Annotated in this window: 13 protein-coding genes and 1 pseudogene; 12 read left to right on the top strand and 2 right to left on the bottom strand. The window is 69.2% G+C overall.

Going from position 1 to position 14,341, the window contains the following annotated elements:
• Positions 1 to 248: 248 nt before the first annotated feature.
• From ACK4S2_RS14165 to ACK4S2_RS14150, 4 genes and pseudogenes are all read left to right on the top strand, one after another.
• A pseudogene (locus ACK4S2_RS14165) lies at positions 249 to 833 on the top strand (FAD-binding protein); the annotation flags it as partial.
• Positions 834 to 864: 31 nt separating this feature from the next.
• Positions 865 to 1,437, top strand: coding sequence for an FAD-binding protein (locus ACK4S2_RS14160; protein ID WP_409625691.1), 573 nt, complete (start codon positions 865 to 867; stop codon positions 1,435 to 1,437).
• A 233-nt stretch (positions 1,438 to 1,670) separates the two neighbouring features.
• The gene (locus ACK4S2_RS14155) at positions 1,671 to 2,348 is read left to right on the top strand and encodes an alpha/beta fold hydrolase (RefSeq protein ID WP_409625694.1); all 678 of its coding nucleotides are present in this window, start codon (positions 1,671 to 1,673) and stop codon (positions 2,346 to 2,348) included.
• Positions 2,345 to 2,995, top strand: a complete 651-nt coding sequence (locus ACK4S2_RS14150; protein ID WP_409625688.1) for a hypothetical protein — start codon at positions 2,345 to 2,347, stop codon at positions 2,993 to 2,995. Before ACK4S2_RS14155 ends, ACK4S2_RS14150 begins: the two co-directional genes overlap by 4 nt.
• A 46-nt stretch (positions 2,996 to 3,041) precedes the next feature.
• Here the strand turns inward: ACK4S2_RS14150 and nagA are convergent, their stop codons facing one another.
• Complete coding sequence (gene nagA, locus ACK4S2_RS14145) at positions 3,042 to 4,223, bottom strand: N-acetylglucosamine-6-phosphate deacetylase (RefSeq protein WP_409625685.1); 1,182 nt, start codon at positions 4,221 to 4,223, stop codon at positions 3,042 to 3,044.
• 155 nt (positions 4,224 to 4,378) lie between these two features.
• On the opposite strand from nagA, the gene ACK4S2_RS14140 reads away from it, so the two are divergent.
• The 5 genes from ACK4S2_RS14140 (at position 4,379) to ACK4S2_RS14120 (ending at position 10,549) form a co-directional block, all read left to right on the top strand.
• Entirely contained in the window at positions 4,379 to 5,302 is a 924-nt protein-coding gene (locus ACK4S2_RS14140) for a tetratricopeptide repeat protein (protein ID WP_409625682.1), read from the top strand.
• A gap of 105 nt (positions 5,303 to 5,407) precedes the next feature.
• On the top strand, positions 5,408 to 6,046 hold the full coding sequence (locus ACK4S2_RS14135) for an LON peptidase substrate-binding domain-containing protein (RefSeq protein WP_409625679.1): 639 nt from the start codon (positions 5,408 to 5,410) through the stop codon (positions 6,044 to 6,046).
• Entirely contained in the window at positions 6,043 to 6,225 is a 183-nt protein-coding gene (locus tag ACK4S2_RS14130; protein WP_409625676.1) for a Trm112 family protein, read from the top strand. Before ACK4S2_RS14135 ends, ACK4S2_RS14130 begins: the two co-directional genes overlap by 4 nt.
• 140 nt (positions 6,226 to 6,365) lie before the next feature.
• A complete protein-coding gene (locus tag ACK4S2_RS14125) occupies positions 6,366 to 7,544 on the top strand; it encodes an aminotransferase class I/II-fold pyridoxal phosphate-dependent enzyme (RefSeq protein ID WP_409625673.1) in 1,179 nt (392 codons plus the stop codon).
• Positions 7,545 to 7,552: 8 nt separating this feature from the next.
• A complete protein-coding gene (locus tag ACK4S2_RS14120; RefSeq protein ID WP_409625670.1) occupies positions 7,553 to 10,549 on the top strand; it encodes a DNA translocase FtsK in 2,997 nt (998 codons plus the stop codon).
• Positions 10,550 to 10,555: 6 nt separating this feature from the next.
• Here ACK4S2_RS14120 and ACK4S2_RS14115 read toward each other — a convergent pair whose 3' ends face one another.
• Entirely contained in the window at positions 10,556 to 11,557 is a 1,002-nt protein-coding gene (locus tag ACK4S2_RS14115; RefSeq protein ID WP_409625667.1) for an AraC family transcriptional regulator, read from the bottom strand.
• A 159-nt stretch (positions 11,558 to 11,716) separates the two neighbouring features.
• Here ACK4S2_RS14115 and ACK4S2_RS14110 point away from each other — a divergent pair, with 159 nt between their 5' ends.
• From ACK4S2_RS14110 to ACK4S2_RS14100, 3 genes are read left to right on the top strand one after another with little or no spacing between them, the layout of a single operon-like run.
• On the top strand, positions 11,717 to 12,484 hold the full coding sequence (locus ACK4S2_RS14110; RefSeq protein WP_409625664.1) for an SDR family oxidoreductase: 768 nt from the start codon (positions 11,717 to 11,719) through the stop codon (positions 12,482 to 12,484).
• A 26-nt stretch (positions 12,485 to 12,510) separates the two neighbouring features.
• Entirely contained in the window at positions 12,511 to 13,746 is a 1,236-nt protein-coding gene (locus tag ACK4S2_RS14105; protein ID WP_409625661.1) for a styrene monooxygenase/indole monooxygenase family protein, read from the top strand.
• A gap of 1 nt (position 13,747) precedes the next feature.
• Positions 13,748 to 14,248: a flavin reductase family protein gene (locus ACK4S2_RS14100; RefSeq protein ID WP_409625658.1), complete on the top strand. Its 501-nt coding sequence runs from the start codon at positions 13,748 to 13,750 to the stop codon at positions 14,246 to 14,248.
• The last annotated feature ends 93 nt before the right edge of the window (positions 14,249 to 14,341 follow it).

Below are 14,341 nucleotides of genomic sequence, written 5' to 3'. Positions count from 1 at the left end.
ACGCGACAACCGTATCCTTCGTCATGTGGCATATCCTTTTCTCTGCGAGAACTGCGGCGCGTCAACAACGCCTTGATATGCCACCCAATCCCCCCGTCACCAACTTTCAGCTATAGCTCCTATCCAGCGATAAACAAAGTGAAGCAGAAGCGCGGGGCTTTCTCAACAGCCACCGCTACGCTGTATTCCGTCTTTTTGACTTACTGTTTTATGGATAGGACAGCTTGTCCACAAGTTTCTGGACTCGGATGTGCTGTTGCCTAGGTGCGGCCCCACGGGCCCGATGCAAGCGCGGAAGGCGCCTTGGCATGGATCAGCCGGATATCGTGATCGTCGGGGCGGGCACGGCTGGCATGCCTTGCGCGATCAAGGCGGTGGCCGCCGAGGCGCGGGTTCTGGTGGTGGATCAGGCGTCGCGCGTCGGCGGCACGCTGCATGTCAGCCTGGGGCAGCTGTCGGGCGCGGGCAGCCGGTCGCAGGCCGAACGCGGTATCGCCGACAGCGCGGCCGAGCATCTGGCCGACATCATCCGCATCAATCGCGGCACCGGCCGGGCCGACCTGCTGGCGCGCACCACGGCGGGGCAGGGCGCCACGATCGACTGGCTGATGGACCACGGCTTTGCGATGGATCCGGCTTGCCCGGCGATCCTGCATCTGCACGAGGCCTATCGCACCGCGCGCATTTATTGGGGCGTCGAAGGCGGGGTTTCGGTGTTGCGCGTGCTGGAGCCGCTGTTCGCTGCCGCCATGGCGCGGCCCGAGGCAGAGCTGCGCACCGCAACGCGCCGTGAAAGTCTGGTGCAGGACGGTGCCGGGCGGGTTGTCGGTGTGCGGCTGGCGGGGGCCTGCCGGCGCGCAGCTGGTGCCTGCCAAGGCGGTGGTGCTGGCCACCGGGGGCTATGGCGGCAACCCCGAGGTCTTCGCGCGCCTGACCGGCGGGCGCCGGCAGGTGACGGCCGCGATGCCCACTTCGGACGGCAGCGGGATCGAAGCCGCCTGGCAGGCCGGGGCCGCCCGGTCCTGCCCCGACATGTTCCTGCCCACCTACGCGGCCGTGGCGCCGCCGCCCGGCCAGCACCGGGTGGACTGGCGGCAAATGCCCAGCCGGACCCCGCAGCTGCGCCAACCCCGGAACCTGCACCTGACCGCCCAAGGCGCCCGATTCGTGCGCGAGGACGACGAAAGCGTCGATCGCCGCGAGCACGCCTTGAACGGCTTGCCCGACCTGTCGTTCTGGTGCGTCACCGACGATGCCGCCTGGTCGGCCGCGCCGCCGCTGTTGCCGGGCTTGAGCAGGGCACCCCCGACCCGATGGGCCGCACCCATCGTCCGCATGCGCTGCGCGACGATGGCACGGTCGTTCCCGGGCTTCATGCCGTGGGGGAATGCATCGGCGGCTCGACCCTGTCGGGGCTTGGGTTCGTCAGCGGCATGAGCGTGACACCGGCGCTGAGCGTGGCGGCTGGCTGGGGTGGACACTGGCCGAGGAGGTTCGGGGATGACGTCGCATCGCTTGCAGCGCGGGTTTGCCGATGTGGGGGCCTTGCAGGTGCATTACCGCGCCACCGGGCCTGCCGATGCCTCGCCCCTTGTGATGATCCATCCTGCGCCCGGGTCATCGAAGCAACTGTCTGGCCTTATGCAGGCGCGGGCCGATCTGGTCGGGTCGTGGCGCCCGACACCGCCGGCAACGGCGACAGCGAGCCGCTGCCCCTGGCGCAGCCCGGCATCCCCGATCTGGCCGCGCACGCGCTGGCTGCGCTGGATACGCTGGGGCTGGAACGCTTCGACCTTTACGGCAGCCATACCGGCGCCTCGATCGCCATGGAAATCGCCATCGCCCATCCCGCCCGCGTGCGCCGGCTGGTGATCGACGGGATGGGGCTATACTCCGGCGACCTGCAATCCGAGGTGCTGGACCGCGACGCCCGCGAGATCGCCCCCGATGCCGAAGCGACGCACCTGATGAAGGTCTGGCATTTCTGCCGCGACCAGTTCCTGTTCTGGCCCTATTACAACCGCACCGCCGAGGGGCGCCTGCCCGGTGGCCTGCCGCCCGACGACGCGCTGCACGATTTCAGCGTCGAGCTACCGAAGGCGCTGCGCAGCTATCACCTTAGGTATCGCGCCGCCTTCCGCCACCCCAAGCGCGACCGCCTGCCGCAGATTGCAGTGCCGACGCTGGTCTGTGCCTCGCCTTCGGACATGCTGTTCGCCTGTTTCCGCGATGTGGCGGCGCTGGCGCCGGGGGCTGCGACCGCCGAACTGCCGCCCTGGCACACGCCGGGGTTCGCCCCGGGCACTGCGCGCATCCTGCACGACTTCCTGACCCGAGAGGCGCCATGACCCGCACGCTGGCCGAATGCCCCGCGATGATCTTCATCGCCCATACCGTCCCCCGCGATGCCGAGGCCCGCGGCTGTTCCCCCTGGCTGGTGGCGGTGGACAACCCGTTCCTCAATGCCATTCCCGGCACGCGGCACTATGCGAACTGGCGGGTGGCCCAGATGCTGCGCGGTGCAATGCCGGTGTGGGATTATCTGGATTTTCAGGGCCTTGCATCGCGCGACGATCTGGAGAGGGTCTGGTTCAACCCCGATCTCGATGCGTTTCGCGCCGAATGGCTGCGGCTTTGGGGCTATGGCGCGCGCAACCCGGCCCCGGTGCTGCGGCATTCCTACCTGACGCGGCGGGTCTTTGCCCGCCCGGGTCTGGCGCCCGGCCCCGAGATGACCTTGCAGGGCGGCACGGGCCCGGTCCCGGCCGGTCTGGCGGCCGGCCTGGTGTTTCAGGTCGAAGGCGTGCTGAAAAAGCACTTCGGCCAGGGTGGTGGCCGCCCGGACGACTGGTTGACCCCGGCCGGCGCGGGCAACCCGCTGGGGCTCGGCTGGCTGGCGGTACCCCATGGTCCGGCGTCCGAGGCGGTGGCGGGCGATCTGGCGATGCAGGTGGTGCTGATCGCCGAACCCGACCCGGCCAGCGCCGAGCCCTGACCAGCGCAGGCATCCTTTTGCCTTGACCCGCAGGGTCGTGCCCGGCTCAGGCCGGGGGCGGCAGTTGCGGTGCCGCATCCACGGGCACCCCGCCGCTCCAGCAGCGGCAGACCCGCAACGCATCGTCCAGCAGCACGAGGTCGGCGCGGCAACCCGGCGCGATGCGCCCCCGGTCGGGCAGGCGCAGGAAGCTGGCCGGGTGGCGGGTCGCCATCCGCAAGGCTTCGTCCAGCGGCAGGTCGAGGTGACGCGCGGCAAAGCGCAGCGCGGTGGCCATGTCGAGGTCCGAGCCTGCCAGCGTGCCATCCTCCAGCGTCAGGCGCGACACGGCGCCGGGGCGGGCGTGGCGGCGGATGCTGCGGCCGTTCAGGGTCAGCGTTTCGGCATCGCTGCCCACCAGCGACATCGCATCGGTCACCAGAAACAGCCGCCCGGGTCCGCGCTTGGCGCGCAAGGCGATTCGCAAGGCGGCGGGGTCCGCATGCGCGCCATCGGCGATGATCCCGGCCCAGACATGCGGCGCCTCCAGCGTGGCGCCGACCAGCCCAGGGGCCCGATGGGACAAGCCGCTCATGGCGTTGAACAGATGCGTCGTGCCGGTGGCGCCGGCGGCGAACAGTTCGCCCGCCTGTTCGGCCGTGCAGTCGCTGTGCCCCAGGCTGACCGTCGCCCCTGCCGCCACCAGCGCCCGGACCTGCGCGGGGGTGACCTGTTCGGCCGCCACCGTCAGCAGCAGCGCCGGCAGGGCCTGTGCTGCGGCCGACAGTTCGGCCACATCGGCCTCGGTCATCGGGCGCATCAGGGATGCCAGGTGCGTGCCCTTGCGGGCCGGCGCCAGATGCGGCCCTTCAAGGTGCAGGCCGGCGATGGGGCCAGGGCAGCGCGTGGCGGCGATGGCCGCCCCGATCGCGGCCGTGACGATTTGCGGGGTGTCGCTAATCAGCGTGGGCAGAAGGCTCGTGGTGCCGAAGCGCGCGTGCGCAGCGGCGATGGCGCGCATCGCCTCGGGCGTTGGGGCGTCGTTCAGCAGCACCCCGCCGCCGCCGTTGACCTGCGCATCGACAAAGCCGGGCACCAGCAGCCCCGCGACCCGTTCCACCGCCACGCCTTGCGGCAATTCGGCCAGCGGTTGCACCGCCACGACCTGCCCGCCGTCGATCACAACGGCCGCATCCCGGTGGAAACGGTCGCCGTCGAACAGGCGCGGGGCGATGATGGCGCGGGTCATGGCCGGGCGGTTGCCTTGCAACGAGCTTGAAACGCAAAGACTGCCCGCCACCGATACCAGCCTGCAAGGGCCGGCAACAGCCCCCGGCTGCCCCCCCTTTCCCTTTTGCCCCGTCATGCGCATATATGGGGCAATTCACAATCAGGAGGGGCGTCATGCTCGGGTTCGGAGAGGCAAAGCCGAAGGCAGCGGCAGGCGGTTGGGTCAAGGACGCAACCGAGGCCACCTTCATGAAGGACGTGATCGAGGCCAGCCGCGAAACGCCGGTCATCGTCGATTTCTGGGCGCCCTGGTGCGGCCCGTGCAAGACGCTGGGGCCCGCGCTGGAAAAGGCGGTCGAGGCGGCGCGCGGCAAGGTGCGGATGGTCAAGATCGACGTGGACCAGAACCAGCGCCTGTGCGCGATGCTGGCGCAGCAGGGCCTGCCCTTGCAGTCGATCCCCACGGTGGTGGCCTTTGTCGATGGGCGCCCGGTGGACATGTTCCAGGGCGCGATCCCCGGGTCGGAAATCCAGAAGTTCATCGACCGGCTGACAGCCCTGGCCGGCGACGGCGGGTTGGCCGATGCGCTGGCCGCGGCCGAACAGATGCTGGCCGAAGGCGCCGCCGCCGATGCCGCCGAAACCTTTGCCGCGATCCTGGGCGAAGATCCCGCCAATGCAGCGGCCTTCGCTGGCCTCGCGCGGGCCTGGATGGCAGCGGGCGAACTGGACAAGGCCGAAGCCTTCCTTGCCTCGGCCAGCCCCGAGCTTGCGAAATCGAAAGAGGTCGAGGCCGCCCGCGCCCAGCTGGAGCTTGCGCGCCAGGCCGCCAAGGCCGGGCCGGTGACCGAGCTGCTGTCGGTGGTGCTGACCGAACCCGACAATCACCAGGCCCGGTTCGATCTGGCGCTGGCGCTGCATGCCTCGGGCAAGGTCGAGGCGGCGGTCGAGGAGCTGCTGGAACTGTTCCGCCGCGATCGCGAATGGAATGGCGGCGCGGCAAAGGCGCAGTTGATGACGATCTTCGATGCGCTCAAGCCCACCGATCCGATCGTGCTGAAAGGCCGGCGCAAGCTTTCCTCGCTGATCTTTGCCTGATCGCGCGCGCGCCCTATCTGTTGGGCGCCGCCGCTGACGACGCCCCGGGGGGCCGCAAGACCCGGCGCATCCGGGCCCGGCAAGCAGCGGCAGTCAGGAGACGGAATGAAACGGCTGGGTGATCTGCCCGAGGTGATTGCGATTTTCCCGCTTTCGGGCGCGCTGGTGCTGCCGCGCGGGCGATTGCCGCTGCATATCTTCGAGCCGCGCTATCTGGCGATGATCGACGATTGCCTGAAGACGCCCGAGCGGCTGATCGGCATGATCCAGCCGCGCGAGGTGCCGGGCGGCGAAAAGCGGCTGCAGGCCATCGGCTGTGCGGGGCGCCTGACCGGGTTTTCCGAAACCGAGGACGGCCGCTACATGATTACCCTGACCGGCGTCTCCCGGTTTCGCGTGGTCGAGGAGGTGCCGGGCTTTACCCCCTATCGCCGGGTGCGCGCCGACTGGGCCTCTTTCGCGCGCGACCGGGGCGGTGCCGAACGCGACCCCGGGTTCAACCGCAAGACATTTCTGCCGCTGCTCAAGCGGTTCTTCGAAAGTCGCGGGCTGAACACCGACTGGGGCGCGCTGGCCGAGGCCGAGGACGAATTGCTGATCAATTCCCTGTCGATGCTCTGCCCCTTTGGCCCCGAAGACCGCCAGGCCTTGCTGGAAGCCCCGTCGCTGGAGACGCGGCGCGAAACCCTGGTCACGCTGATCGAATTCGCCCTCGCAGGCGACACGCCGGACCCGTTGCAATGACCGACGAGGCCGCCTTCGACCGCCGGATGCTGGAACAACTGGTCTGTCCGGTGACCCGCGCCCCCCTGACCTGGGATGCCGAGCGGCAGGAACTGGTCAGCCGGGCGGCGCATCTGGCCTATCCGGTTCGTGATGGCATTCCTGTGATGCTGGTCAGCGAGGCGCGCGAGATCGACTGACCGCGCCGGACGGCCACGGCTCGACGTGCCATTTCCGCCACGCAACCCCCGTGCGATGCAGCGTTTTTCTGGACCCGCAGGAAAAACGTCGCTAGTCTGGCCACGAACGGGGCGGCATGACCCCGGCAGACGAGGCAGATATGGCATTCCCTGAGCGGTTCTCCGACTTGCCGGAGTATGCGTTTCCGCGCCTGCGGGCGCTGCTGGATCATCATGCGCCGGGCGGTTCGCCGCTGGCGATGACCATCGGCGAACCCAAGCATGCTTTTCCCGACTGGCTGGGCGCGACTCTGGCCGACAATCTGGCCGGCTTCGGCGTTTACCCGCCCAACGAGGGCACACCCGAACTGCTGGCGGCGATTTCCGGCTGGATCGCGCGCCGCTATGGGGTTGCGCATCCGGCCTCGGGGCTGATGGTGCTGAACGGCACGCGCGAAGGGCTGTTCAACACGCTGGTGGCACTTTGCCCCGAAACCAAGGCCGGCAAGCGCCCGGTGGTCCTGGTGCCAAATCCGTTCTATCAGGTCTATGCCGTGGCGGCGCTGGCGATCGGGGCCGAGCCGGTTTACGTGCCCGCGACCGCCGCGACGGGGTTCCTGCCCGATTATCGCAGCCTGCCGCCCGAAGTGCTGGACCGCGTGGCGGTGGCCTATATCTGTTCGCCCGCCAATCCGCAGGGCGCGGTGGCCTCGGCCGAATACCTGGCCGACCTGCTGGACCTGGCCGAGCGGCACGACTTCACGGTGTTTTCCGACGAATGCTATTCGGAAATCTGGCGCGAGGCGCCGCCGCCGGGGCTGTTGCAGGTGGCGGCGGCGCGCGGCACCGACCCCGACCGGGTGGTCGTGTTCAACTCGCTGTCCAAACGGTCGAACGTGCCGGGGCTGAGGTCCGGCTTCGTGGCGGCCGGTCCGGGCGCCATGCCGCGCATCCGCCAGTTGCGCGCCTATGCCGGGGCGCCCTTGCCCTTGCCGTTGCAGCGGGTGGCCGAACGGTTGTGGGCCGACGAGGCGCATGTCGAACAGAACCGCGCGCTCTATCAGGCCAAGTTCCGCGACGCGGCCGCCGTGCTGGCCGGGCATCAGGGGCTGACGCTGCCTGACGGTGGGTTCTTCCTGTGGCTGCCCGTCGAGGATGGCGAGGCCGCGGCCCTGAAGCTGTGGCGCGAAACCGGGGTGCGCGTGTTGCCCGGTGCCTACCTTGCGCGCGGCACCGGGGCCGACAACCCCGGCAAGGGCTATATCCGGGTGGCGCTGGTGGCGCCGCAAGACGAAACCAGGCGCGGGCTGGTGGCCTTGCGCGACTGTCTTTACGGGTGAGGACCGGCATGGCCAGCTATCACGCAAGGCAACGCGAACCGCTTCTGGACCGCACCACACAGGCGATGGTCGAAAAGCGCGGCAAGGAACTGCTGGGGCTGGGGCTGCTGGTGGTGGCGCTGGCGCTGGCGGCCATGCTGGGCAGCTATTCGCCCGACGATCCGGGCTGGATGGTCGCCACCGACGAACCTGCCCGCAACCTGCTGGGCCGGGCCGGCGCGGCTGCGGCCTCGACCCTGATCATCATCCTGGGGCTCGGCGCCTGGAGCCTGCCGGTGCTGATCGGCATGTGGGGGCTGCGGTTCCTGTTCCACCGCGGCGAGGATCGGGCGCTGGGCCGCGTCATCTTTGCCTGGATGCTGGTGATGTCGGCTGCGGCCTATGCCGCAACCCATGTGCCGGGCGGCACCTGGGTGCATTCCTTTGGCCTGGGCGGCCTGTTCGGCGATACGCTGGTCGGTGTGATGCTGAACGTCCTGCCGATGGGGACGGCGCTGGAACTCAAGGTCGTGTCGGTGCTGATGGCGCTGGCGCTGCTGTCGTCGGGCCTGTTCACGATGGGGTTCGACCGGGCCGAACTGCGCATCATCGGGCGGTTCCTGCTGCTGGGCAGCATCGTGCTTTACGACACCGGCTTGCGGGGCCTGCGCGCGGCCGGCATCGGCGCGGCGGCCGGTGCCGCAGGGGTCGGCGCGCGCTTGCAGGCCCGCCGGGCCGCGCGCGCGGCTGCGCCGGCGCGGGTGCAGGCGGCCCCAGGGTTCGACCGCCCTCAATCCCTGGGCCATGCCGCCGAACCGCCGCTGACGGCGCCGCCTGCGGCCTACGTGGCCGAACCGCCCCGCGGCCTGCGCGCCCGGATGGAAGGGTTGATCCGCCGCGCCCCGGAGGCAGAGCCCGAATGGCCGATGCCCGCCGCCCCGGCCGTAGCGCCCGAGGCCCCCAGCGAAGACCGCATTCGCGCGCGCATCTCCGACGCCATCCGCGCCAAGACGCGCGCCCCGGCGCCGGTGTTGCCGGGCCGCGCCGAGCCGCCGGTGGTGCGCCGGGCCGATGCCCCCCCGGTTTCGCCGGCGGTGAGCCGCGCCATTGCCCAGCACCAGGCCCGCGCGGCCGCCGAGGCCCCGATGCGGCTGGCGGTATCGCCCGGTTGGCCTGCGGAACCCGCCACCCCGCCGGCCCCCCCCCGCATGGCGCCGCCGGCCGCGTCGCCGGCGCCGATGCCTGCCCCTGAGCCGGACGAAGCCCTGATCGACGTCGAGGACGAACGCGACCTTGCCCTGCCGCAACGGCAGGTCGCGCCAGCCTGGGCGCAGCCCGCGGATGAGGACGAGGACGACGACCTGCCGTCGTGGGAAGCCCCGCAACGCGCGCCGCAAGTGTCGCCGGGTATTCGCCGTAATGTCGTCCAGCACCCCGAACGCAAGCCCGCAGCGCCGTCGCGCCAGGCCCAGGCCGAGGCGCAGCCGCGCCTGAAGTTCGACGACCGTTCCGCGCCCGCCTACGAGCCGCCGCCGCTGGGCCTGTTGACCAACCCCGCCAGCATCCAGCGCCACCACCTTTCGGACGAGGCGCTGGAAGAAAACGCCCGCATGCTGGAAAACGTGCTGGACGACTACGGGGTCAAGGGCGAGATCGTCAGCGTGCGCCCCGGGCCGGTGGTGACGATGTACGAATTGGAACCCGCCCCGGGGCTGAAGGCCAGCCGGGTGATCGGGCTGGCCGACGACATCGCGCGCAGCATGTCGGCACTGGCGGCGCGCGTGTCCACCGTGCCGGGACGTTCGGTGATAGGGATCGAACTGCCCAACGCCCACCGCGAAAAGGTGGTGCTGCGCGAGATCCTGTCGGCCCGCGACTTCGGCGACAGCTCCATGCGCCTGCCGCTGGCGCTGGGAAAGGACATTGCCGGCGAACCCGTGGTGGCCAACCTGGCCAAGATGCCCCACCTGCTGATTGCCGGGACCACCGGTTCGGGCAAGTCCGTCGCCATCAACACCATGATCCTGTCGCTGCTCTACAAGCTCACGCCCGAGGAATGCCGGCTGATCATGATCGACCCCAAGATGCTGGAACTCAGCGTCTACGACGGCATCCCGCACCTGCTGTCCCCCGTTGTCACCGACCCGAAAAAGGCGGTCGTCGCGCTGAAGTGGGTGGTGGGCGAAATGGAGGAACGCTATCGCAAGATGTCCAAGATGGGCGTGCGCAACATCGAAGGCTACAACGGCCGGGTGCGCGAGGCGCTGGCCAAGGGCGAGATGTTCCGCCGCACCATCCAGACCGGGTTCGACGACGAAACCGGCGATCCGGTGTTCGAGACCGAGGAATTCGCCCCCGTGGCGCTGCCCTACATCGTGGTCATCGTCGACGAGATGGCCGACCTGATGATGGTGGCCGGCAAGGAGATCGAGGCCTGCATCCAGCGCCTCGCGCAGATGGCGCGTGCCTCCGGCATCCACCTCATCATGGCCACGCAGCGCCCGTCGGTGGATGTGATCACGGGCACGATCAAGGCGAACTTCCCCACCCGAATCTCCTTTCAGGTCACCAGCAAGATCGACAGCCGCACCATTCTGGGCGAAATGGGCGCCGAACAGCTGCTGGGCATGGGCGACATGCTGTATATGGCCGGCGGCGGGCGCATCAGCCGGATCCACGGGCCGTTCGTTTCGGACGAGGAGGTGGAGGAGATCGTCAACCACCTGAAGTCCTTCGGCCCGCCCAGCTACATGTCGGGCGTCGTCGATGGCCCCGACGAGGAAAAGGCCGAGGATATCGACGCCGTGCTGGGCCTTGGCGGCGGCGACAATTCCGAAGACGCGCTTTACGATCAGGCCGTGGCGATCGTGGCGCGCGACCGCAAGTGTTCGACCTCCTACATCCAGCGCAAGCTGGGCATCGGCTATCAGAAGGCCGCGCGTCTGGTGGAGCAGATGGAGGATCAAGGCGTGGTCACGCGGGCCAACCACGTCGGCAAGCGGGAAATCCTGCTGCCCGAACAGTAAGGCTTTTCAGTCCTGATACCCGCCGGTGCGGCCCGCGCTCAGCGTGTCGCGCGGGCTCAGGCCGTAACGCGCGCGGTAGGTTTCGGCAAAGCGGCCGAAATGGGTAAAGCCCCATTTCAAGGCAATTTCCGTCACCGTGCCGCGGCCCGCCATCAGGTCGGCATGGGCGCGTTCCAGGCGGCGGTCGCGCCACCAGCCCAGCGGGGTTGTGCCGCGCCACTGGCGGAACGCAAGTTGCAGCGCCCGGGCGCTGATCCCGGCGGCTTCGGCCACATCGTCCAGCGTGATGGGGCGCGCGAGGTTCGCCTCGATGAAGCCTTCGGCCAGCCGCAGGTGGCGCGGGCGGGGGGCCGACCGCACCCGGCCCAGCAAGGCCGCGTGATCGTGCCGGCCCGAATCCAGCAGGCCCGACATCAGCACCGCCTCGACCTGGCGGCCCATCAGGCCGCGCCCGGGCAAGGCCCGCCCGGCATCGGCCTCGGCCACCAGATACAGCACCAGCCGGCGCAGCGCCGCCCCCGGCCCGCCGGTCAGGTCCAGCGGCCCGTCGAAGGTCAGCGGCCGTTCGGCGCGGGCACCCAGCTGCGCCGACAGGTGGTCGGTCATCGCCTGCCGGTCGATCTGCACCAGCAGTTGCGGGGTCTCGGCCTCCCAGATCATCGTGGTGGGGTGATGCGGGTTCAGCACCGCCGCGCGGCCCGGGTCCGAGGCATAGCAGGCCGGGCCGTTCGCAATCATCGCCCCGCCCGATAGCGGGATCTGCACCAGATAGAACCGCTCCATCTCGCCTGGGGCGATCAGCGTCTTGGCGCCATAGTCGATGTAGTTCAGGCTGATCCGGTCGCCGCGCAAATGGTGGTGGCGAGCGGCCAGCCGGGTGTTGCGGCCCACGGTTTCCAGCCGGTGCGGGCAGAACACGGCCGCCACGCGGTCGCGCGTTTCGTCAAGGTCGCAGGACTGGAACAGCGCATGGGCCTGCAACGGCAGGCTGGCCCCGGTGTGCAGCATGGCGTGCCTCCCTGGGGCGCAGGTTACCACCGAATCGGCGCAGGCGCACAAGGTGCCGCCGATTTTTTCGTTTTGCGGATAGTCGCTGCGCACGGCGGATAGCGGGCCCGGTCGCGGCAGGAAACACTGCTTGAAACTTCAAGCATCAAGGGGGGCGCTATGCGCGGATTGCAAGGCAAGGTGGCCATCGTGCCGGGCGGGGTCACGAAGATCGGGCAGGCGGTGGTGCAGGCCTTTGTCGCGGCGGGAACGCGGGTGATGGTGGCCGATATCGCCGAACCGGGCAACCTGCCCGAAGGTGCCGCCTTTGTCCGCTGCGACCTGCGGTCGGACGACGACATCGCCGCCCTGGTGGCCGCAACCCGCGAACGCTTCGGCCGCATCGATTTTCTGGTGAACGTGGCCTGCAGCTATCTGGACAACGGCGCCGCCTCGACCCGGGCCGAATGGCTGGAAGCGCTGGATATCAACCTCGTCGGCTCGGTCATGCTGATGCAGGCGGCGCGTGCCGATCTGGCCGCCAACAAGGGCGCGATCGTCAACTTCGGCTCCATCTCGGCCAGGGTCGCGCAGACCGGGCGTTGGGTCTACCCGGTGTCGAAAGCGGCGATCCTGCAGCTCACGCGCAACCAGGCGATGGACCTGGCACCCGAGGGCATCCGCGTGAACGCGGTGTCGCCTGGCTGGACCTGGTCGAACATCATGGATCAGCTGACCGGCGGCAACCGCGCCAAGACCGATGCGGTGGCCGCACCGTTCCACCTGCTCGGCCGGGTCGGCAACCCCGAGGAGGTGGCGCAGGCCGTGCTGTTCCTGTGTTCGGACGAGGCCAGCTTCATCACCGGCACCGATATCCGCGTCGATGGCGGCTATACCGCGATGGGCCCAGAACAGGCCGTGCCGGCGATTCCGAAACTGATGCAGTGACAAACAAGACGAAAGGGAGAGAGATCATGCGGAAATTCACCATCGTCGGCGGCGGTCAATCGGGGCTGATGGTCGCCATCGGGCTGCTCAAGGCCGGGCATCAGGTGCGCGTCGTGCAGAACCGCACTGCCGAGGAGATTGCCACCGGCAAGGTGTTGTCCAGCCAGTGCATGTTTTCCAATGCGGTGCAGCACGAACGCGACCTCGGCCTCGACTTCTGGTCCGATACCTGCCCGCCGGTCGAAGGCATCAACTTCATCGTTCCGAACCACGACGGGTCGGGCACCAAGCTGATCGACTGGACCGGCAAGCTGGACAGGCCCGCCTATGCCGTGGACCAGCGGGTCAAGATGCCGCGCTGGCTGGCCGAGTTTCAGCGGCTGGGCGGCAACCTGGTCATCAAGGATGCCGGCATCGCCGAGCTGGAAACCTGGGCGCGCGAGGACGATCTGGTGATCGTCGCCTCCGGCAAGGGCGAGATCGGCCAGATGTTCGCCCGCGATGCCAGCCGGTCGGCCTATGACAAGCCGATGCGGGCGCTGGCGCTGACCTATGTCAAGGGCATGACCCCGCGCGAGCCGCATTCGGCCGTGGAGTTCAACCTGATCCCGGGCGTGGGCGAATATTTCGTCTTTCCGTCGCTGACCACCAGCGGCCCTTGCGAAATCATGGTGCTGGAAGGCATCCCGGGTGGCCCGATGGATTGCTGGGCCGAGGTGAAATCGCCCGAACAGCACCTGGCCAAGTCGCTCGAGATCCTGCGCACCTACCTGCCCTGGGAATACGAGCGGTCGAAGGACTGCGTGCTGACCGATGACAACGGCATCCTGTCGGGGCGGTTTGCCCCCACGATCCGCCATCCGGTCGGCACCCTGCCTTCGGGGCGCAAGGTGCTGGGCCTGGGCGATGCGGTGTGCCTGAACGACCCGATCACCGGGCAGGGGTCGAACAACGCGTCCAAAGCCGCCGCGATCTATCTGGATGCGATTCTGGCGCATGGCGACCGGCCCTATGACGCGGCCTTCATGCAGGCCACGTTCGAACGGTTCTGGGATTATGCGCAGTGGGTGGTGCGCTGGACCAACATGCTGCTGCTGCCGCCCCCGCCCTTCGTGCTGGAGATCATGGGCACCGCCTGCGCGGCCCCGGCGCTGGCGCACCGCATGGCCAATGCCTTCGACGACCCGCGCGATTTCTTCCCGTGGTTCGCCGACCCCGAGGCGGCCGGCGCCTATCTGGCCGATCTGCGGCAGGCGGCGTGACATGGGCGTGCCGGTCGATGCCGCAACCTTCCGGGCCGCGATGGCCCGGTTTCCCGGCGCCGTGACCATCGTGACCAGCGCCGGGGCAGGGGCCCGGCGCGGAATCACCGCCACGGCCGTCTGTTCGGTCAGCGCCGATCCGCCCAGCCTGCTGGTATGCCTGAACCGGGCGACCGGCACCTGTGCGATGGTGGCCGATACCGGCATGTTCAACGTGTCGCTGCTGGCAGGCGACGGCGGCGAAACTGCGATGCGCTTTGCCGGGGCCGGCGGGGTCACGGGCGACGACAAGTTCGCCCTGGGCGACTGGCGCATCGATGCGCGCGGCTTGCCCATCCTGGCCGGTGCGGTGGCCAATTTCTGCTGCGAGGTGGCCGAGCAGGTGCAGGCCGGGTCGCATACCGTGTTCATCGGCCATATCGTCGGCATCACCCTGACCGACGCGACCCCGCTGGTTTACGAACGCCAGCGCTTTCACCGGCTGGCGCCGATTCAGGGTTGAACCACCCACGAAAAACAAGGCGGCGGGGGCCCCCCCGGGGGGGGGCCCGGGGGTTTGGGGGGGGGGGGGGGGCGGGGGGGGGTTGGGTGGGGG

This window comes from Gemmobacter sp., assembly GCF_046292685.1.
Taxonomy (GTDB): domain Bacteria; phylum Pseudomonadota; class Alphaproteobacteria; order Rhodobacterales; family Rhodobacteraceae; genus Wagnerdoeblera.
The sequence above is the reverse complement of the archived record's forward strand: the minus strand, read 5'-3'. Positions and strand labels throughout refer to the sequence as shown.

Coding starts and splice junctions, on each gene's coding strand:
- ACK4S2_RS14135 (WP_409625679.1), top strand. CDS start 5,408: ATGAAACGGCTGGGTGATCTGCCCGAGGTGATTGCGATTTTCCCGCTT.
- ACK4S2_RS14105 (WP_409625661.1), top strand. CDS start 12,511: ATGCGGAAATTCACCATCGTCGGCGGCGGTCAATCGGGGCTGATGGTC.
- ACK4S2_RS14100 (WP_409625658.1), top strand. CDS start 13,748: ATGGGCGTGCCGGTCGATGCCGCAACCTTCCGGGCCGCGATGGCCCGG.
- ACK4S2_RS14130 (WP_409625676.1), top strand. CDS start 6,043: ATGACCGACGAGGCCGCCTTCGACCGCCGGATGCTGGAACAACTGGTC.
- ACK4S2_RS14150 (WP_409625688.1), top strand. CDS start 2,345: ATGACCCGCACGCTGGCCGAATGCCCCGCGATGATCTTCATCGCCCAT.
- ACK4S2_RS14140 (WP_409625682.1), top strand. CDS start 4,379: ATGCTCGGGTTCGGAGAGGCAAAGCCGAAGGCAGCGGCAGGCGGTTGG.
- ACK4S2_RS14125 (WP_409625673.1), top strand. CDS start 6,366: ATGGCATTCCCTGAGCGGTTCTCCGACTTGCCGGAGTATGCGTTTCCG.
- ACK4S2_RS14110 (WP_409625664.1), top strand. CDS start 11,717: ATGCGCGGATTGCAAGGCAAGGTGGCCATCGTGCCGGGCGGGGTCACG.
- nagA (WP_409625685.1), bottom strand. CDS start 4,223: ATGACCCGCGCCATCATCGCCCCGCGCCTGTTCGACGGCGACCGTTTC.
- ACK4S2_RS14120 (WP_409625670.1), top strand. CDS start 7,553: ATGGCCAGCTATCACGCAAGGCAACGCGAACCGCTTCTGGACCGCACC.
- ACK4S2_RS14115 (WP_409625667.1), bottom strand. CDS start 11,557: ATGCTGCACACCGGGGCCAGCCTGCCGTTGCAGGCCCATGCGCTGTTC.